Origin of the sequence: Bradyrhizobium canariense, assembly GCF_900105125.1 — a bacterium.
Classification (GTDB): Bacteria; Pseudomonadota; Alphaproteobacteria; order Rhizobiales; family Xanthobacteraceae; genus Bradyrhizobium; species Bradyrhizobium canariense_A.
Genome location: NZ_LT629750.1, coordinates 3,984,251 through 4,003,998, shown reverse-complemented (window position 1 = coordinate 4,003,998; position 19,748 = coordinate 3,984,251). Strand labels below are relative to the sequence as shown.

Below are 19,748 nucleotides of genomic sequence, written 5' to 3'. Positions count from 1 at the left end.
CGATTGGCGCCACCGTGAGATCGTAACCCAAGGAAGCATAGGCGCAATCGCGCTTGGGAAGTGGTGAGGTGAAGTCAACGTGACTTGACATTTATTCTCTACGGTAGCCTCCCATAATCCATGCGCGTGAATGTCGTCGTCGCCCAATTTTGAGCGAAATATCCCACTTGCCGATGACTGCGACGTGATTCACCGTCTCCTCGTGAAGTAAACTGCGACATGGCCTATTTGCGCTTCGGCCACGGCCTTCAGGGAACCATCGTCTATCATCGCTCGAACGGTGTGAGAGCTGATGATTGCCGAATTGCTGGCATCATCGACCTTCTTAATAAAGTCAGGATGCTTCCAAACACCGAGGTCGTACCCAAAGCAGTTAGAGCGCGTGGTTCGGCCCTTGCCGTAAGATAGAAATCGAGTGGCCGAATTGGCGTCGGAGCCGCTCGATCGTCTCCTGATATATATCTGGATATGAACCGTGGTGGCTTCATCGAGTTTGCGACGAAGGGCAGCATTATCTGCAATCTCTATGGATTGCTTGGTTTTTGTTTTTGAGGTCGAACCATCGCCCCAACAAAATCAATGGCTTAGTTTCGTAGGTTCAAATCACCCGCAACCAATTGCGGAATGCATAAGCGCCGCGGGCGAACGGCGATGATGGCGTACTCCTTCGTGCCATCGTTCGCACGAAACGCGGATGACTTCGACCACATCCACCAACATTACGCATGATGCTGTTCAACCTGACGAGCCCGCGATCGAGCTTCATAGTCAAAATCGACTCAAAGGATGTCTGGGCCCGGCTTTGAGGCGTAGAGTCTGTCGATTAGCGCCGCCCGGCGTTCGACGACGGCTCGCTGGTTGATGTATCCCTTGTCGGTGATCTCTCCATGATCGGTCGATGGCGGATCGGCCAGAATAGCGGCGCGAGCAATCCTCATGCTATTTGCCGGATTTGCCACGTTGTATTCCTGAATGCCAATCCGCAGAACTTCGAGCACCTCATCCGGCTTTAGAGCCTCTCCGTCGACGACTGCATTGCAAGTAGTCGGATTGAGAAACAGGAGGGCACCAACATCGTTGCGATCGTGACCGACAATAACAGCATCTTGAACCAAGGGGCTGCACGCTGCGATGAGTCCCATCCGAATCCGTCCGGAATGCACCCATGTTCCCGATTGGAGCTTGAAATCCTCTGCTACGCGTCCGTCAAAGAGTATTCCTTTTGCCGGGTCGTCAGGATCATCCAGCTTGCCCGCGTCGCCGGTCTTATAGAACCCCTCGTCATCGAAGGCTGCCTTTGTTAAGTCAGGCAGCTTCCAATACCCGGGCGTCACAGTCGCGCCACGTACGCGCAATTCGTGTTTATCGCTGGATGGCACCAGCTTGATTTCGACCCCGGGCGCCGGATTGCCGATCACGCCAGCTTTCTCGATCGTGAAATGAACGATGGTCGCGCTGCAGGTCGTCTCTGTCGCCCCCCAGGCAGTGACCATCCGAACGCGTTCGCCGCGAACCTTGGCAGACAGTTTCTCAAGGCGCTGCCACAAACTTTGCGGTAAGACCGCCCCGGCATAAAACAGGACGTCGAGATCTTGAAAAAATCTCCTCGCCAGGGATAGGTCGCTCTCAAGGTATGGAAGAAGCATATCGAATCCGCGCGGCGCGTTGAAATGCAGCGTCGGGGATAGCTCCCGCAAATTCCGGACAGTCCTTTCAATCAATTCCGGTGTCGGCTTGCCGTCGTCGATATAGAGCGTCCCGCCATTTCGAAGGACGATATTGAAGTTGTGATTGCAGCCAAAGGCGTGGCTCCAGGGCAACCAATCCAGTACGACAGGCGGCCTGTCCTCGATGAACTGCCAGCATTGCGCTATGCTCTGCTGAACGCAGCACAGCATTCGGTGGGTAATCGTGACGCCCTTTGGGGCGCCGGTGGAACCGGATGTGAAGAGGATCTTTGCGGTGCAATCCGGGTCAACACGATTGAAGGCCTGATCGACGGCGCTTGTGGGAGTGGCTGTCAGAAGAGCGCGAAAGGAAGTGCTCGGAATATCGTCCACTCGCTGCTCGCTGAAGACGATCTCTTCGTGGGTAAGAGGCAGCGCTTTCAGCGCGCGCGAATATAACGCCCCTTCCTTTGCATAGAGGAGCGCCGGCCTGGTGATCTCGAAAATGGCGCGCAGCTTTCCGAAATCATGACTCATCAAAGAGTAGGATGGGGACACCGGCACGACCGGAACGCCGACATAGTTGGCAGCGAGCGTGAGGATAGCGAGATCAATACTGTTCCCGGATAGAACCATAATCGGGCGATCATTCAGGTTTCTCTGCAGAAGAGATTGTCCGAGGGATTCTACTGCTGCCAATACCTCCTGATAGGAGAGCGTCCGCCACTCGCGTTTCTGATTGCGTTCTAAAAGGAACGCGCTGTTTGGCCGTTCCAATGCCCACCGGCGAAGGTGAACGCCCATCTGATGAGGATAGGCTCGAAGGGTTTGAGGTGACCGCAGAATGATCTCGCCTCCGCTTCGTCGTTCTACATCGACTTTAGCCTCAGCGAAGCGGACGGAATTGAAACGTGGAGCTGCTGACATCGCCTCTTCCTGTATGATGCTGCGTTCGATTGTTGTGAAAAGTCAGTTAGCGGCAATCGGCCAGAGGTCACGCGCGGCCGGACGTTGAAAGCTCGTGACCGCTGTTTTCTCGTTTCCATTATTCGGCGCGATCGTGCCCGCTCCGGGCGAGGCGCTTCGCCGGTTGTTCACTTTTGACTTCGCGGGGCTTACAAGCGAGCGATAGCGTCAACTGCGTCAGCCACGCGGCCAATCGCATCAAGCTCACCGCGAGCAGCCAAAGCAGATGGATCGATAAAACCACTAGCATCGCTCCTCCTAATCTCCGAGGTCGTATTCGGCGAATGGGATTTGGACTGAATCGCCGTTCTGCGAGAGCAGGCGGAATGCCTCAAATGCCTTGCTCGGCTTTCAGTATTTCGCTTGCGCGCTCGCCGACGATCACACAGGGCGCCATCGTGTTGCCTGTCGGAATGCGCGGGAAGACGGATGCGTCCGCAATCATGAGGCCGTCGACGCCGTACACATGGAGCCGATGATCGACAACCGATGATGGATCGCGTCCCATCTTCGTGGTGCCGCATTGGTGCCACTGCGGCATGATGGCATTGCGGACAAAGTTCTGCAGCTCACGCGGGTCGAGGCGCCCAGGCAAGATCTCGGGTCCCGAGAAGCACTTCATCGCGGGTGCATTGCCAAGCTCCCTGCTCAGCGCGAGGCATTTGAGTGCAGCCTTCATGTCGGCCGGCTCATTCAAAAAGCCGGCATCGATGGCCAATCCGTCGCCCGGATTCGGCCCCTTGAGGCTGATCCGCCCGCGGCTCGCCGGCCGTACGACGCCGGGCAAGATCGACCATGCGTTCGAAGGCAATTCTACATTGCGGACTTCCTCGTTGACGTAGGCAAAGACCGCCTGAATCAGTTGGAGGTCGGGCATATCTATTTCGGGGCTGCTTTTCCAGAATGCCGTGGCGCCCCCGCCGTTGGCGCCAAATGGCAGAGGCTCCTCCGACTGCCATACACAGCCGGCGACATTGAAGTGATCTTGTAGATTCTCTCCCACGCCGGGAAGGTGCTGGATTGCTTTGATCCCGTGCCTCGTCAGTTCCGCCTGATCACCGATGCCGGATTGCATCAGCAGCTTCGGCGTATTGATCGCACCGAGCGACACCACAATCTGGCGGTCGGCGCTGACGCTGTACACTCGGTCGTCAAAGAGAAATTCGACTCCAGTCGCGCGCTTGTTCTTGAACGATAGGCGGAGGACGTCAGCGCCAGTAATCACCGTGAGGTTTGGCTTGGCCGCCACAGCGCCTGCATAAGCACGGAAGATCGAGACGCGCTTGCCGTCGCGAACAGTCAGATTGAGAAGAGCGCAGCCGCCCGGACCTTCCATCATCTCGCCGTTCTGATCCTCGTAGCTTGGAATCCCGCAGGAGCGCGCGGCACCCTTGAAAGCCGAGACGATCGGATGCGGGTCGGGCAGCGGTTGAACAAACATCGGGCCGCCGACGCCGCGACGCCCAGGGTCGGGGGCGCCTTGCCAGTCTTCCAGCCGGCGATAGATTTTCAGGACCGATTCGTAGTTCCAGCTTGGATCGCCCGCCTCCGATGCGAAGAAATCCCAATCGTTACGGTGGCCGCGCGACCACACCATGCCATTCATGCTCGAGCCACCGCCGAGGCCCTTACCCATTGCAAAGTGAACCGCGCGGCTATTCAGTCGCGCATTTGGCTCAGCGGAAAAACACCAATCGCGTTCGCTGCCGATATTTTGCATCCATTTGGCAGCATCCATCACGGTTGGTGCGTCGTCGTCACCGCCGGCTTCCAGCAGGAGCACATTTACGGCGGAATTTTCGGCCAACCGGCCGGCGACGACCGATCCTGATGAGCCAGCGCCGCAGACAATGATGTCGTATGTCGACCTGATTGCGCTCGCATCCCCTGTGTGCGTGGATATTTTCATTCCTTCATCTCCATCTTTGCCGCATTCCCATCGGACTAATCCGCTTGGGGCTATATTTCCGCCTGCATCGCAGGGATCGGTCGCCGTTCTCGGCTGCACAGATCTTCAGCACTTGTGCTCGCTCTTTCGAAACGAGAGCCTAAGTTGCTGAACATTGAATGTCGTGAGACGTGCGCGCCCTATCGTGCGTACTGGTGCGCACCGCCAGAGCAGGAAGCTCGCCGGTCCTGGACAATCTGTCGTGATGGCCCCGTTGAAGCTGCGCTCCGCGAAACCATATGAGCCGATATTGTTTCTACGATTTCACCTGCGGGGCGAGTGCACCGGAGAGCACCTGCCTCGGCCTTTGGCACCCGATCAATCCTATGGAGTCGGCGATGCATCCCAATGATGATTTTCTCAGCACTCCGGAATTGGACTATGACGGCTGGAAAGACGTCCTCAGAAGGGATTGGGGATGGCACAGCGCAATGGATGTCGAGGGCACCTTTACCGGAAGGGTGCGACCGCAAACCGTGCATGGATTCGTTGCAATGGATTTCACTTGCAACGCTTGCCGCGTGGAGAGGACGGAGCGGGATACCCGCCTTGATGACCTGGAGCACTACTACATCGCAATTCAGGTTGCAGGCGGATCAATGGTGGTCCAGGACGACCGCATCGTGAGGCTCGGTGCGGGTGATGTCGCGCTTATCGACTCGGCCAGGCCCGTGACCTATGCCGCAGAAAACAAGGATCAGTACGGGCAATGGTTCTGTCTGCAGTTGCCGCGTCGATCCATTGTTTCTCATCTCGGATTCGAACCGAGGCACGTCTCTTGCGGTCGCCCGGAAGCGCGAATAGGTCGACTGCTTTATCAACTCGCCGTTGATGCAATCAACGAAGATAGATCGATGCCTGCGCAGGCTCACGCTTACATGCGGCTGGCCGTGTATGACCTTCTTGGTGCGCTGTTTTCACCATCCGATCCGATCGCCGCCTCATTGCAAACTAACAAGCTCTTCATGCGTGTCTGTGACATCATCAAGGCCCGCTTTGCCGATCCGGACATTACTCCTAGCCAGATAGCGGCGGAGGCGGGGATTTCACTGCGTTACCTGCAGAAGCTGTTCACTGCTCGTGGATCGACCTGCAGTCGCTATGTGCACTCGCTTCGTCTCGATCACGCCGCAGAACTGTTGGAGCGCCGCAAGCTGCTGAAGACCGGCCAGCCTCTTAGTCTGATCGCTTATGCTTGTGGCTTTCGCGATTACACTTATTTTGCCCGGGGATTCCGCCGACGTTTCGGCTACGCGCCGGGCGGCGCTGAAATTCGTGCGGCGAGCAAGGACAGTGCTGGCCCTCTGACTGATGAAGATACGCAATAAACTTGCGGCGGTGGCTGAGACCTTCATGAATTGCCCAAAATCAGATCCTCTAGCTAGATAATTCACCAAAAAGCCGCCAAACACCCCAAAACCCGTCGCTAGAGCCAACACCGCTCTTGATAATCAATTGCAACTAGGTTGACGGCGGCGGATTGTTCTGCCAGGATTCTTGCAATTGATTATCAATTGCAAAAAGTAAATATGCGATGACCGTCGAGGCGGATGGGGCGGGCGAGCCGATCCAAAAGTTTGGGCAAGAGCCGCCGGGCGGTTGGCGTTTTGCGCGGCCGACGGAGGCGCGCGCGACGAGCGTTTCCGAGGTCTATGCAACGGTCCCGGTGCCGCAATGGGCATCCTGGCTGCGCCGGCTGCTGACGCGGAGCGCCGGGTCTCCGCCGTCGATCTCGTGCGCGCAGCAGAATAGCTCTATGTTCTCTGTCCTCGCCGACCGCACCTATCGCCATCTGTTCTGCGCCCAGGTGATCGCACTCGTCGGCACCGGACTGATGACCGTCGCACTTGGGCTCCTAGCCTACAAGATCGCGGCCGACAAAGCCGGCGCAGTGCTTGGCACGGCGCTGGCAATCAAGATGGTTGCTTATGTCGGCGTTGCCCCGGTCATCGGCGGCTTCGCCAACCTGCTCCCACGCCGCGCTTTCCTCGTCACGATGGACCTCGTCCGCGCAGCCGTCGCACTCGCCCTGCCTTTCGTCGACCGGGTGTGGCAGGTCTATGTGCTGATCTTCGTGCTGCAAGCCGCATCGGCGGCATTCACCCCGACGTTTCAGGCGACCATTCCCGACATCCTGCCGGAAGAGGGAGCCTATACGCGCGCATTGTCGTTGTCGCGCCTGGCCTATGACATGGAGAATCTCATCAGTCCGATGCTCGCCGCGGCTTTGCTAGCGCTGATCAGCTTCAACTGGCTGTTCGTAGGCACAGTTGTCGGCTTCCTCTGCTCGGCTGCGCTTGTCATGTCGGTCACCGTGCCTCAGGCTGCTCCGTCGCAACGCAAGTCCGGCATCTACGACAATACCACGCGGGGCATTCGCATCTATCTTGGCACGCCAAGGCTGTGCGGTCTTCTCGCGTTAAATCTCGCGGTCGCTGCCGCGGGCGCGATGGTGATCGTGAATTCGGTGTTCGTGGTGAAGGGCGTCCTCGGCGGCTCGGATAGAGATCTCGCGATCGCGCTTGCGTGCTTTGGTGGTGGCTCAATGACGGCGGCTTTGCTGCTGCCGAAACTCCTGGAACGGGTTGCGGATCGGACCGTGATGTTGCTTGCGGCGACCGCGCTCGGGGTCGTGCTGACCGCCTTCGCCGGCGTCGTGTCAATCGGCTCGCTCTGGCCGGGGCTTCTGGTCGCGTGGACGCTGCTCGGCGTCGCCAACTCGGCGGTCACGACGCCGTCCGGACGTCTGCTGCGCCGATCGGTCCATCCGGCGGACCGGCCTGCCGCGTTCGTGGCCCAGTTCGCTCTCTCGCATGTGTGTTGGCTGCTGACCTATCCCCTGGCGGGTTGGCTCGTGCCCGTTGCGGGACTGGTTGCGACGCTGGTGGTGCTGGCGGTTCTGACGCTCGCCGGAGCGATCGCAGCCGCGTGGCTCTGGCCGGCCACGGATCCTTAAATCCTGATGCGGCTGGCCCAGCAGACGCGCGATAAGCTTCGCAACTCTCTGCTTCTGGGTACTTTCGGACATCGCGATGTCTGACTTGAGTCCGTAATGCGCTCAAAAGCGGACGCGGGCCAGCACCGCCGACCGACCTCGCCTTATGACTCGATCGGATCACAAGCCCTTTCATGCCTTCCAGATTGATCACGCTCAATCAACCTGATTGAGTGATCAACTGTGACCAAATGTGCAAGTAGGGTATCGAGTGGGATACTTGTGCACCAGAACCATTGGGCCGCAAAAAAAGCCACAGCGCAGGCTCCTGACTGGATGCTATGCCTTTTGGGGCACGAATAGCGGCAATCAGCAGCGTTTTTACCGCCCAGAATGGTCAGGCTGCGGCCTCGAAGAGCAATTTGAGATCGTTGCATGTCCCCGCAACCACTTTTGTTATACTTCACTCACCGTCCCGGTTTAACCGCCGGGACGGTGTGTCTCTTCGGTGGAATGCACGGCATCTCTCGGCGATCCACATAGACTGATGGTGCGTGACCAAAATTCGGTCGGAGAGCTTTGATGAGCGCTGATGGTGATCATCCTCAAGGACACCAACGACGTCGATTTCGAGGACGATACCGAGAACCAAGATGATATCGTGGAAGATGAGGCGCCTCGCAGGCAGCCATTGCCTGGATCATGACGCGAGATTCAGAGCTGACATTCTCGCTCGCAGAAACTGAGTTGGACAAAATAGAAGAGCTAATTCTTCGGGCCGGTCTTACTTTCCAATATGCCGGTCGAAAAGGCGTGGCTGGAACTTCGTGGCGCGGTTTCGGATGGAAGAATCGCGATTTGGGGACAAAAATTCGAATTACCCGCGGACTTCGAACTTGGCGATGTCTGGCCTCGTGGTTCGCAGCGGCGACTAACTGCGAGCGACCTATTTGGCATGTGCTTGATCGATGTTCGCGGAATGGCGGTACGTCCCGAGGGGTTAATTTTTGCCGGTCAAACCCGTTGCTGCCGCATTTCGATGCAGACGGATCAACTGCAATCAGAGTTTCCGCAAGCCAGCGTTAAAACCTTGCAGGGAAGGAAGCCCCAACGCAATCACAAAGGCCAAGCTGCATGGGGCGTCCACCTGAAAATCTTCCGAGCGAAGCTGATCAACAAGGCGTTGGTCAACAAACACACTTGCCCGGCTGAATGAGGCATTGAAGCGGGACGGGAAGGAAACCGTTTCTAACTCCACTTTCAAACGATTGCTGTCTGACAACCTTTAGACAACGCGACATGAGCTTAGATGGGCTGATTTGACCTCTATTGGTCCGTGACGGGGGTCACCTTTTTGTGAGATGAGTTTGGCCATGGAGAAATTCATGACTCAACTCGCCCACACCATCGCCGAAGCTTGTGCACTTTCGAAAATTGGCCGCACGTACGTTGTACGCGGCCATCAGGGACGGCGACCTCAAGGCGCGCAAATTTCGCCGGCGAACGGTCATTCTTCACGAAGACCTCATGATCTTTCTTAAGAACCTGCCGGAAGTCGGCGTTCAAACCGCAGTGACCACGGTGGAGGTATCCAAGAACTAGTCAATGTTCGTCGCCAGCCAGGTCGCCACCACCTTGCAGTCGCCTCGGCTAAAGCCAAAACTCCTGAGCTTGTTCGACTTCATCATCCGCAACTCGCGGGCAGGCCAGATGTCGAGATCTCTGCAAGGCGAGCGGTTTACGCCGATCTCGAATCGCGGGTTGTATTCCGCTACGATTCCTGCGGCGCGCGGTATGTGTAGGGTCAGTCTGTGCGAACCCTATACGTGGGCACACGCATAGTGACGAGCCCTGGCGGAGCATAGCCTCCCGCGGAGTGCGGGCGAGCGGTTTCCCGATCAAGATGCAGCATCCGTTATTCAGATGGCGCGGCTGGTCCTGAAGAACCAGGGACCGCTGTTTATTGCCCTGCTGCGTCGTCCTGTCTGTCGGAGAGAATACCTATGTCGTTCTATGCGCCTTCATACCCTCTTGCACGCGACACCGTGGACACCAAGGCGCCCGGCACCGGCAAACACATCTGGCAGATACTGGCCGGCGCCGTAGGGAACGTTCTCGAATGGTATGATTTCGCTGCCTACGGGTATTTTGCGTCGGCACTTGCGAAGAACTTCTTTCCGTCGGAGAACGCCGCGCTTTCGCTGGCTTCCACCTTCGGCGTGTTCGCGGCTGCCTTTCTCATGCGGCCGATCGGCGGCGCGCTGTTCGGCCATGTCGGCGATCGTTTCGGCCGCAAGCAGGCGCTGCTGACCTCGGCGGGACTGATGACGCTGGCCACCTTCGCCATGGGGTTGCTGCCGAATTATGCCGTCGTCGGCGCCGCGGCACCGCTATTGCTCATCGGCTTCCGCCTGTTGCAGGGCCTGTCCATCGGCGGTGAATTTACCGCATCGGCGGTCTTTCTGGTCGAGCGCAGCGATCCGCGTCACCGCGGCCTGACTGGCAGCTTCGCCTCCGTCAGCGCAACCGTCGGTCTTCTGCTCGGTTCGGGCATCGGTGTGATCGCGACATGGGTTCTCACCCCTGCGCAGGTGGACGCGTGGGGTTGGCGGATCCCCTTCCTGCTGGGAATCCTGCTCGGCGCCTTTGCCCTTTTCCTTCGCCGGATCATTGTCGACGACGAGCCGCGTCACGAAGCAGAGCAGCGGCGCCTGCCGGTCGTCGAAGCGCTGGCCACGGACTGGCCTGACATCCTGCGCGGTGCTGTGATGGGCGCCGCATTCGCCGCCGGTTTCTATCTCATCTTCGTCTATGTGGTGACGATGGTGGAGCAGATCGACGACATGCCGGCGCATCCGGCGCTGGAGATCAACACGCTGAGCATGCTGGTGCTGGTGGCCGCGACGCCGTGCTTCGGGGCCTTGTCCGACCGGCTCGGGCGCAAGCCCGTGCTGCTGGCCTCGCTGGCAGGCCTCGTCCTGTTTTCGTGGCCGCTGTTCAAGTTGCTGCTGAGCCCGAGCTTCCTCACCGTGCTGCTGGGTCAATCGATGTTCGCCTTGATCGCCGCCGCTTGGTTCGGCACGATCCAGGCGGCGCTGGTCGAGATGTTCCGTTCGCGAACACGCTGCACGGCGCTTTCGATCAGCTACAACGTGGCCTATGCCGTGTTCGGCGGGACGGCACCGATCATCGCGATCTATCTAGTGAACCGGTTGCACGCCGATTTCGGACCGGCCTTCTTTCTGATGGTGATCGGAGCAATCTCCTTCGTCGCCGTCCTGACCATGCCGGATCGCACCGGGCAGCCTCTGCGTTGAGGCCACGGGGCGCCGAGAGCAGCGCGCGGCCTGATCGCAACCCCGGCGAACATCGAATGATCAATTTCCCAACCACAACATCGCCGTCAGGTCGGCGGTTCAGCCCGCGGCGCCTTCAGACTGCGGCGGATAAGCTCGGTCACGGAGCGCGCCCCGAGCTTCGCCATCGCCCGTGACCGGTGAATTTCCACGGTGCGGTGGCTGATGTGCAGCGCGCGCGCGATCGGCTTGTTGGCGCCGCCCTCAAGCACATGGGCGAGAACCTCGTTCTCGCGCGGCGTGAGCAGCGTTTTGGCCTCCGGCAGGCGTTTGAGCAGTTCGGCGCCGGTATAGCCGTCCGCGGGAGGCTCGCTCATCCGGCCCATGATCTCGTCGAGCCGCAGGCGCATGGCCGCGGCGATGATGCCGCGGGCGGTGACGACCGGCTTGCCGCTTTCACGTGCGACCTGCTCCGCCATGGCTTCGGTGTAGCCTACCGACTGCATGACGATGAGATCGGCGCGGGACACGCGACTCGCCGCTTGCGTGAGGTAGGCGCTGTGCCCGCCCTTTATGGTCGCATTGGCGCTCTGAAACTGGGTGCGATGCGCGAAGGTCGCAAGCTGCTTGCCCTGGCGCGACAGCGGATAGATGAGGCCGATGTTGATGTCGCCGACGGCCAGTGCCGAGATCCAGGCGTCCACGGCCCGCTGGCCGTGCACCACCGGCGTGCGGGCGGAGACGGGCGCGAACAGAGCCGTCGCGGCGATCACGACGAGGTCGTAGCCGAGCTCGTCGAGGCGGCCGACGAGGCGGGCGACCTGCTCCTCCATCAGCGCCACCGACACCACGACGTTGGCGCCGCCGCCGAGCGGTGCGAGGAAGCTCGGTGCCTCGGGGTCCGGTGCACGGTGCGCCAATACGTCTTCGGAAACGTCATCGAGCGCGCCGAACTCGTCGCACCGCACCGGTCCGAGCCTGGCGCTCAATTCCGCCAGCAGCTCCGGCCGCGGACTGCGTCCCCCGGTGATCACCGCGATGCGCGATATGCGCACCTCAACCAAAGGCAATCTCCGTACGAACGCGCACGTATGTTCGAAAGCGCGGCAAACCCGTAACCTGTTATCGAGCGCGGCACGTTAGTGCCTGAAGACGATTCACCGACCGCAACGTAGACAGGCAAGATGCCCATGTCGAGACATATAGCAGGCCACGATCTGGAGCCCCTCGCCACAGGATCCTGGATATTGGGGACGGGCGGCGGGGGATCCCCCTATTCGTCCTATCTCGGCATGAAGAACTTCTACGGTAGCGGAGGAAGTGTCGACCTTCTCGATCCCGCGGAGCTGGCCGACGATGACCTGGTCGCCGTGTTGTCGACCATGGGCGCGCCGGTGGTGTTTCAGGAGCGCATGCCGGACCCGGCCTTCGCGATCAAGCCGCTGCGGATCATGGAGGCCTATCTAGGCAAGCGTTTTCGGGCGGTGATGACGGTGGAAATCGGCGGCTGCAATGCATTTCAGCCGCTACTGGCCGCGGCGGCCAGCGGCCTGCCGGTGGTCGATGCTGACGCCATGGGGCGGGCATTTCCCGAGGCGCAGATGCAGACCTTCGCCATCGCCGACCTCACCATGTATCCGCATGTTGTGGCCGACATTCGCGACAATGATGTGATCGTGGCGCGGGCCGCGACATGGCATGCGCTCGAACGCGTCAGGCGCAAGGTCTGTACCGAGTTCGGCTCGGTCGCCACGACGTGCCAGGCGCCGCGCACTGGCGCCGAGATCAAGCGTCACGCCATCCTCCATACGACCTCGCGGGCGATCGCCCTCGGCCGCGAGGTGCGCCGCGCCCGTGCGGCGCATGAGGATACGGTAGCCGCCACGGTGCGGGCTGCGCACGGAAAACTTCTGTTCCGCGGCAAGGTGATCGACGTGCAGAGACGCACCACGGAAGGATTCCTGCGCGGCACCACGCGCTTTGCGGGCCTGGATGGCGACGCGGGTTCGACCTTCGAGATCGCCTTTCAGAACGAATTCTCGGTCGGCTGGCGCGATGGCACCGTCGCCGTCACGACGCCCGATCTGATTTGCGTCCTCGACAGCGTTTCCGGCGAGGCGATCGGCACCGAAAGCCTGCGCTATGGCCAGCGGGTGAGCGTCATTGCCCTGCCGTCGCCCGCCATTCATCGGACAGCGAAAGGACTTGAGCACGTCGGCCCGCGCGCATTCGGATACGACATTTCGTTCAAGAGCGTGTTCGCCGAGGACGAAGTGGAGCTCGAGGTATGAGTCGCATTGGCATCGATGTTGGCGGCACCAATACGGATGCCGTCCTGCTGGCTGACGGCAAGGTCATCGCCGCGGTCAAGACGGCCACCACGGAAGACGTGTCGGGCGGCGTGAAACGGGCTCTGGCCGATCTGCTTCGAGCCGCCGGCACGGTGTCAGCGCCAGCCGCCCGGGAGGTGGAAGCGGTCATGATCGGGACGACGCATTTCACCAATGCCGTCGCCGAGCGCCGCGCCCTGGACAAGGTGGCGGCGCTGCGCATCGGCCTGCCGGCGAACGCCAGCCTGCCGCCGTTCGTCGACTGGCCACCCGATCTGGTGAGCGTGGTGCGCGGTAGCGTGCACATGGTTGCGGGCGGCCACGAATTCGACGGCCGTCCCATCGTTCCACTCGATCGCGCGGCGATACGTGAGGAGGCCCGCCGCATCGCCGACAGGGGCCTGACTGCGGTGGCCGTCACAAGTGTCTTCTCGCCGCTCACCGATCAATGCGAGCGCGAAGCGGCCGATATCCTCAAGGAAGAGATACCCGGAGCGCGGATCACGTTGTCGCACGAACTCGGACGCATCGGATTGCTGGAACGGGAGAACTGCGCCCTGCTAAATGCCAGCCTCCAGAGCCTGGCGCGGCGAACGGCGGAGGCTTTTGTGGCGGCGCTTCGCGAGAGTGCTCTCGACGTACCGCTGTTTCTGACCCAGAACGACGGGACCATCGTCCATAGCGGCCTTGCCGAACGATATCCGGTCTATTGCTTTGCTTCGGGCCCCACCAACAGCATGCGGGGAGCAGCCTTTCTGTCCGGAATCGGCGACGCGATGGTCGTCGACGTCGGCGGGACGACCAGCGACATCGGCTCCATCAAGGGTGGTTTCCCCCGTGAAGCCAATGCGGCGGTCGAGGTCGGCGGCGTACGCACGCTGTTCCGCATGCCTGACCTGCTCTCGCTGGCACTTGGCGGCGGCACCGAGATTTCCGCCGATGGGCGGCGGATCGGGCCTGGCAGCGTCGGCTATCGGCTAACCTCGCGGGCGCTCTGTTTCGGCGGCGACACACTGACTGCGACCGACATCGCCGTTGCCGCAGGGCGCATCGCGCTCGGGGAACGAAAACGGACCGCGCATCTGTCGCCCGCTTTCGTCGCGTCCTGTATGCGGCAGATGGGCGAAATGATCAGCGACGGTATCGACCGCATGAAGACCGACGCCGCCGAAATTCCGCTGCTCGCGGTGGGCGGCGGCAGCTTCCTCGTCCCCGATGACGTGCCGGGAACGTCGGCCGTCATTCGTGTCGAGCACCATGCGGTCGCCAATGCGGTCGGTGCGGCAATCGCGCAGGTAAGCGGTGAGGTGGATCGCATCTTCACCGGCATCGGCCGCGTCGAGGCGATCGAGCGCGCCCAGGCCGGAGCCACCCAGCGCGCGCTCGATGCCGGCGCCGACCCGACGAGTGTCGCCGTTCTGGATATCGACGACATTCCAATTTCCTATTTGCCCGGCGACGCGCGCCGCGTGCGTGTCAGGGTGATCGCCGACATCGCGAATTTCGGCGGAGGCGGTTCGCCCACGGAAGCCAAGGGCACGTCGTCGAACAAACGGAGTAGCGACGCCGAAGTGGCCGGTTGGGTTTTGCCAAGCCAGCACCCATAACGCCCGCGTTGTATCTCGACGGCTCGGTGATTTCGTCGAGCAACTTTCCTTTTACATATGCAGGCGAGGCCGTGGAGAAGGCGCTCATGCAATTCCTCAGGGTTCACCTTGTCGATGCCAGGAGGCATGGCGTTGAGCGGATCGAATAAACGGCTGTCTCAATACCAGAGCGCGCATTTTGCGCTGGCGCAGACAGAGCTTCCGGCCCGCGGAGCAGGCTTTTGGCGATGAAACCCGCGGACACGTTGGTCTGCGAAAACTCTGGATTGTGCGCTGTATCAACCGAGCAGCGTGAAAAGGATTGAGGTAAGTATCATGAATTCATTTTCGACATTATGTGTGCGATGCCGCTGTGTCGCCTTGCAGCGATCGGCTCGCGGAGCTATCGCGGCGCTTGGCCTCCTCATGGGCCTCTGCTCGACCGTGCTGGCGGCGGAAAAGCCCCCGTTCGTTCCCGACGCCGTCGCGCCGTTCACCACGGACTCTCGGATTTCGGCGGCCATCGAATTCGGTCTGCCGGCGCTCGGCAGCGAAATCGAGAAGGATATCCCACGGCGGCTTGCCACCATCGACGAGCGTGTTAGCTGCGTGCATCGGCGCGTGTTTGTCTTTCGCGTCAACGCCAATTGCGACATCTGGGGCTATGTCGAACGGTCCGGACCGGTCTCGCTCTACGGCCGCGGCGACCGGGTCTACGGCTCGGTGCCGATCTACGGCGCGCTCGAAGGGCAGGGCGCCAACCGCTTTACCTCGCGCATTTATGGCGAGACCGAAGCCGGCGCCACCATCGAAGCTGAAGCGCGGCCAGAGCTCAGCCGGGACTGGTCGCTCGATTTGAATTTCAGCGATGGATTCCGCTGGAGCGAGCCGCCGGTCCTGCATGTCCTGGGACGCGAGATTTCGCTCGTCAACTATGCCGAGCCGCGGATCCGCACCCAGCTTGCACATGTCAGGTCGCGTGCACTCGCAGCAGCGCGGCGGCTCGATTTGCATGACAAGGCCGCGACCGCCTGGCGCCATGCGTTCGAGCCGATCGAGCTTGCGGATAATCCGCAAGTCTGGCTGCAACTGACGCCGCAGAGCGCAGCGTTCGCGGGCGTGCGGGCCAACTCCAGGGTGTTGCAAGGCTCGCTTGAGCTTTCCGGCTCCGCCGAAACCTTGGTCGGGCAGCAACCGTCGGCAGTGACGGCAACGGCCCTACCGTCGCTCGGTCGCGACGTCAGCGAGCCCGGCACGTTCGATGTCATCCTGCCCCTGCGCATCGGCTACGACATGCTCAAGGACAAGATCACGCAGGCGATTGCCACGGTGCCACCGGTCGCGGGCATGTCCATCCGCGATGTCGACGTCTATCCGTCGTCGGGCAAGCTCGTGGTCGGCTTGCGCATCGCCAAGGCGTCCGATACCGACCCGAACGCCGGGCGCTGGTTCTATCTGACCGGCGGGGTGCAGGTGGATGCCGACGGTCACGCCGTGCGGCTTGCCAATCTCGGTGTCGCAACGGATGACGAGGAACTGGCGCCCGTGATCGATCCGATCGTGGCGCAGTTGAAAGACAAGATGAGCCTCGATTATGGCGTCGCGTATCAGAACCTGCTCAACGCTGCCAATGAGAAGCTGACCCGGCCGCTAAAGGATGGCTTCCGCATGGAAGGGCATCTCTCCTCGGCGAAGCTCGAGAACGTGTATTTGTCAGCCGATGGCATCGTGATCGCGCTTCGCGCCAGCGGCGATCTGAAGATCGTGTATGGAATGTGAGCCATGAGCCGGATCATCTCGCGACGCCTCGCCGAGCCCCTTCGCGCAAACCGCAAGCTTTTGCTGGCGGCCGCGTTTCTCATCCTCGCGAACTATGCCGGCACGGCGTCGGCGCAGACGTCGTTCTATGAGCCGCCCCGATCGTTGCTTGCCGGCGAGCCTGGCACGTTGATCCGTCAGGAGCCGATCGACGGCGCGCCGCTCGGCGCTGCCGCTTATCGGGTGCTTTACCGGTCGACCGGATTAGAGGACGAGCCCATTTTCGTTTCGGGGGTCGTCGTGGTGCCGCAGGGCGAGCCGCCCGCGAGCGGCCGTCCCATCGTTGCCTGGGCGCATCCGACCTCGGGGATTACGCCGCGCTGCGCGCCATCCTTGGCGATCTTTCTCTTCCAGCAGATCCAGGGACTGCGCTCCTTTGTGGAACGCGGTTACGTGGTGGCCGCAACCGACTATCCAGGCCTGGGCACACCCGAAACACATCCCTACCTTGTCGGCGACAGCGAGGCCCGAGCGGTGATCGACGCGGTGCGCGTCGCGAGCACCATGCCTGGCGCGGGCGGCGGAAAACGCTTCGCGGTGTGGGGCCATTCGCAGGGCGGACAGGCTGCCTTGTTTACCGGCATGATCGCGAAGACTTATGCGCCCGAACTGGCGCTTGTCGGTGTGGCTGCGGCGGCACCGGCGACCGATCTCGTCACCTTGATGAACGACGACCTCAACTCCGTCGGCGGCAAGAACATCACAGCAATGACGCTCTGGTCGTGGCATCGTGTATATGGCGCGGCCATCGACAAGGTCGTTGATCCCCGCGCGATGCCCGCGATCGATAGCCTGGCGCATGAATGTATTGAGGGTCCCTTCGATTTGATCGCGAGGCAGAGAACCGAAAAACCGCTTGAACAACATTTCCTGGTGGTCGAAGGACCCGCCAATATCGAGCCTTGGCGCTCGCTCCTGGAAAAGAACACGCCCGGCGCGCTGCCGCCGGACGTTCCCGTCTTTTTGGCTCAGGGGACGACGGACCAAATCATCCGGCCCGACGTGACACGCGACTATATGGGTCGGCTCTGCAAGGTGGGCAGCAAGGTAAAACTAATGATGCTGCCGAATATCGGTCACGGCCGTGCCGCACAGGCAAGCACGATCGCAGCAGTAAACTGGATGACGGATCGGTTCGCGGGCGAAGCCCCTCCAAACGACTGTGCCAATTAGTTGTCCACCGGCTGTTCCGGAAAACGACAAACAAGACGAGACATGGGGCGTCCGAAATGGAACACCTTCGCGCGCTGGCCGTCGCCGACGATCTCGGCGCTCGGGACCGCCAGGGCCACGTCACGCGATCCGCCCTCGATGCGTTTTCCGTCGGCGTCGCGGTGATTGATGCCGACCTCCGGGTCGACTATGCCAATATGGCAGCTATCGAGATGGCCTCTCGGAAGGAAACTGGCTTCTCCTTCCGAAGAGCTGGCCCAGGCATCGGTGCTGAGCGCTATCTGGCCCCCGCCCACCAGATGGATTCGATGCGCCTGCGCGCATTCGTCGCCTCAGCGGCAAAAGATGGCTCCGGCGGCGTCTTGCAGCTCTCCGCTCCGCTGGTCGGTCCCGAGGCCCAGCATCGCTTCGTTCTTGCGGTATCCCCGGTATCAGGAGCCTTGCAATGCGGTTCCGAAGGAACCCGAAATGGGCTCGTTCCCGATCTTGCGCTGGTGTTCATCAAGGAACTCGGGGGCGCACGCCGTCTCGATCCGGCGAGGCTGATCGATCTATTCGATCTTACGAAGGCCGAGGCGGAGGTCGCGAGCCTTCTCGTCGGCGGTGTCGGCGCGGATGAGGTGGCGCAAAGCCGTGCGGTCGCCCTCGACACCATTCGCACCCAGATCCGCACGATCCTGGCAAAGACCCAATCGGCGAATTTGCGGGATTTCGAGCATCGCATGGCCACTCTATCGGCGCTAATACACGACTAGGCGTCTGCGCGCTGACTAGGACTCGATCCAGCGTGTGGGCAACAGTCAGTCTTTCTTCGTCAAAGACAGGCAGCCATGGGCGTTTGGGCTGGCGCGGTCACCACTTCTGGTGATGTCCGTACGAAGTCATTGATCTATTTCGATAGCGTGGTGCGCCGCATCCGCGGCTGCGTTCCGATCCACGAATCGAAACCGATGCGCCCAGGCGCATCCAACCTGAAGTCCGATCTATGACCATTGGCATCAAACTCCTGACCGGTCTCGGCCTTGCGGCCCTGACGGCCCTACCAGCGTCTGCGCTGCCACTGGCGCGGCCAACTGCCCTCTTTTCAGGCGCAGACCTCATTCCCGTTGCGCAGGGCTGTGGCCCCGGTTGGTGGCGCGGACCGTGGGGCCATTGCCGCGATACGCCCTATTCCGGCCCGATGCCCGGCGGCGGCTGGGCCTATAACGTGCCGCCCGCTTATGGCTATTTCGGCAATGGCTGTTCGCCCGGCTGGTGGCGCGGGCCATGGGGGCACTGCCGCGACACGCCCTATCATGGTCGTCTGCCCGATGGCGGCTGGAAGTGATCGGCGCCCGTCAATCGTCAGCCTTGTGATCAAACGGAGCAAATCCATGCGAGCGAAATCTTCTCTGCGCCTTGTGCTCCTCGGCGCGCTTTCCGGCCTTGTGATGCAGGCCCATGCTCAGGACGCGACTCCCGGCGGCAATGCGCCCGCTGAGGCCGATCCACCCTCCATTGAACTCTACACCCCTGCCGATGCCGATGCCGTGCTCGACGCGCGCATCCTGGCGCTGAAGACGGTCCTGCGCCTGACGCCGGAGCAGCAGAAGCTGTGGACGCCCGTCGAAACCGCCATCCGAGAGATCGCCAAGCGGTCGGCCGAGCGGCGGGGGGAGCGGGCCGCAGCGCCGCCGCCCGCCAGCTTCGTCGACATTCTCGAACGGAGCGCCGACGCGGAGATCGTGCGAGCACAGGACTTGAAGACGGTCGTTAGTGCCCTGAAGCCTCTCGCCGGCTCGCTCTCGCCCGAGCAGCGGCGCCGCATTCCCGCATTTCTCGGCATGCGGGAGAACGCGAACGGCATGCCACAGCCGACGGCCGAGCTCTGGATCTTCGAGGAGGAGCAATAGCGCTCGCTCCGCAACTCTCGGCGAGAGGGCAGCGTGATCGCTCTCTCGCTCGCGCTGAGCCTTTTTTCTGTGCGGCCGATGTCGGACTGATTCCCAAGGAGGCACTCCCTGGACGGGTCATGAACGAGAACTCCGAA

Annotated in this window: 15 protein-coding genes; 12 read left to right on the top strand and 3 right to left on the bottom strand. The window is 61.2% G+C overall.

The genetic code is table 11. The features are described 5' to 3' along the window. Window positions 1-779: 779 nt before the first annotated feature. Both BLV09_RS19155 and BLV09_RS19150 read right to left on the bottom strand, forming a co-directional pair. Window positions 780-2,594 carry a feruloyl-CoA synthase gene (locus tag BLV09_RS19155; RefSeq protein WP_146688463.1) on the bottom strand — a complete coding sequence of 605 codons (1,815 nt, stop codon included), beginning with the start codon at window positions 2,592-2,594 and terminating at the stop codon, window positions 780-782. Window positions 2,595-2,964: 370 nt separating this feature from the next. Beyond that, window positions 2,965-4,542, bottom strand: coding sequence for a GMC family oxidoreductase (locus tag BLV09_RS19150; protein ID WP_146688462.1), 1,578 nt, complete (start codon window positions 4,540-4,542; stop codon window positions 2,965-2,967). A gap of 377 nt (window positions 4,543-4,919) precedes the next feature. On the opposite strand from BLV09_RS19150, the gene BLV09_RS19145 reads away from it, so the two are divergent. The 5 genes from BLV09_RS19145 (at window position 4,920) to BLV09_RS19130 (ending at window position 10,833) form a co-directional block, all read left to right on the top strand. Next, window positions 4,920-5,909: a helix-turn-helix domain-containing protein gene (locus tag BLV09_RS19145; protein ID WP_167558799.1), complete on the top strand. Its 990-nt coding sequence runs from the start codon at window positions 4,920-4,922 to the stop codon at window positions 5,907-5,909. 428 nt (window positions 5,910-6,337) lie between these two features. Further along, window positions 6,338-7,537, top strand: a complete 1,200-nt coding sequence (locus tag BLV09_RS19140; RefSeq protein ID WP_146688460.1) for an MFS transporter — start codon at window positions 6,338-6,340, stop codon at window positions 7,535-7,537. Between the two features lie 775 nt (window positions 7,538-8,312). After that, window positions 8,313-8,732 carry a hypothetical protein gene (locus tag BLV09_RS19135; protein WP_146688459.1) on the top strand — a complete coding sequence of 140 codons (420 nt, stop codon included), beginning with the start codon at window positions 8,313-8,315 and terminating at the stop codon, window positions 8,730-8,732. 218 nt (window positions 8,733-8,950) lie between these two features. Further along, on the top strand, window positions 8,951-9,118 hold the full coding sequence (locus tag BLV09_RS37370) for a helix-turn-helix domain-containing protein (RefSeq protein ID WP_167558798.1): 168 nt from the start codon (window positions 8,951-8,953) through the stop codon (window positions 9,116-9,118). Window positions 9,119-9,519: 401 nt separating this feature from the next. After that, on the top strand, window positions 9,520-10,833 hold the full coding sequence (locus tag BLV09_RS19130) for an MFS transporter (RefSeq protein ID WP_146688458.1): 1,314 nt from the start codon (window positions 9,520-9,522) through the stop codon (window positions 10,831-10,833). Between the two features lie 86 nt (window positions 10,834-10,919). Here the strand turns inward: BLV09_RS19130 and BLV09_RS38185 are convergent, their stop codons facing one another. Further along, window positions 10,920-11,867 (bottom strand): AroM family protein, encoded by a 948-nt coding sequence (locus BLV09_RS38185; RefSeq protein ID WP_244549180.1) that lies wholly within the window; start codon window positions 11,865-11,867, stop codon window positions 10,920-10,922. Between the two features lie 135 nt (window positions 11,868-12,002). On the opposite strand from BLV09_RS38185, the gene BLV09_RS19120 reads away from it, so the two are divergent. The 7 genes from BLV09_RS19120 (at window position 12,003) to BLV09_RS19090 (ending at window position 19,611) form a co-directional block, all read left to right on the top strand. Continuing rightward, window positions 12,003-13,103 (top strand): DUF917 domain-containing protein, encoded by a 1,101-nt coding sequence (locus BLV09_RS19120; RefSeq protein ID WP_146688457.1) that lies wholly within the window; start codon window positions 12,003-12,005, stop codon window positions 13,101-13,103. Then, window positions 13,100-14,749 (top strand): hydantoinase/oxoprolinase N-terminal domain-containing protein, encoded by a 1,650-nt coding sequence (locus BLV09_RS19115; protein ID WP_146688456.1) that lies wholly within the window; start codon window positions 13,100-13,102, stop codon window positions 14,747-14,749. Before BLV09_RS19120 ends, BLV09_RS19115 begins: the two co-directional genes overlap by 4 nt. A 315-nt stretch (window positions 14,750-15,064) precedes the next feature. Then, the gene (locus BLV09_RS19110) at window positions 15,065-16,507 is read left to right on the top strand and encodes a DUF4403 family protein (protein WP_244548747.1); all 1,443 of its coding nucleotides are present in this window, start codon (window positions 15,065-15,067) and stop codon (window positions 16,505-16,507) included. Window positions 16,508-16,510: 3 nt separating this feature from the next. Continuing rightward, window positions 16,511-17,719: an alpha/beta fold hydrolase gene (locus BLV09_RS19105; protein ID WP_146688455.1), complete on the top strand. Its 1,209-nt coding sequence runs from the start codon at window positions 16,511-16,513 to the stop codon at window positions 17,717-17,719. Window positions 17,720-17,775: 56 nt separating this feature from the next. Continuing rightward, window positions 17,776-18,474, top strand: coding sequence for a helix-turn-helix transcriptional regulator (locus tag BLV09_RS19100; RefSeq protein ID WP_146688454.1), 699 nt, complete (start codon window positions 17,776-17,778; stop codon window positions 18,472-18,474). A gap of 230 nt (window positions 18,475-18,704) precedes the next feature. After that, the gene (locus BLV09_RS19095; RefSeq protein WP_244548746.1) at window positions 18,705-19,046 is read left to right on the top strand and encodes a GCG_CRPN prefix-to-repeats domain-containing protein; all 342 of its coding nucleotides are present in this window, start codon (window positions 18,705-18,707) and stop codon (window positions 19,044-19,046) included. A 46-nt stretch (window positions 19,047-19,092) separates the two neighbouring features. Further along, window positions 19,093-19,611: a Spy/CpxP family protein refolding chaperone gene (locus tag BLV09_RS19090; RefSeq protein ID WP_244548745.1), complete on the top strand. Its 519-nt coding sequence runs from the start codon at window positions 19,093-19,095 to the stop codon at window positions 19,609-19,611. Window positions 19,612-19,748: the final 137 nt, after the last annotated feature.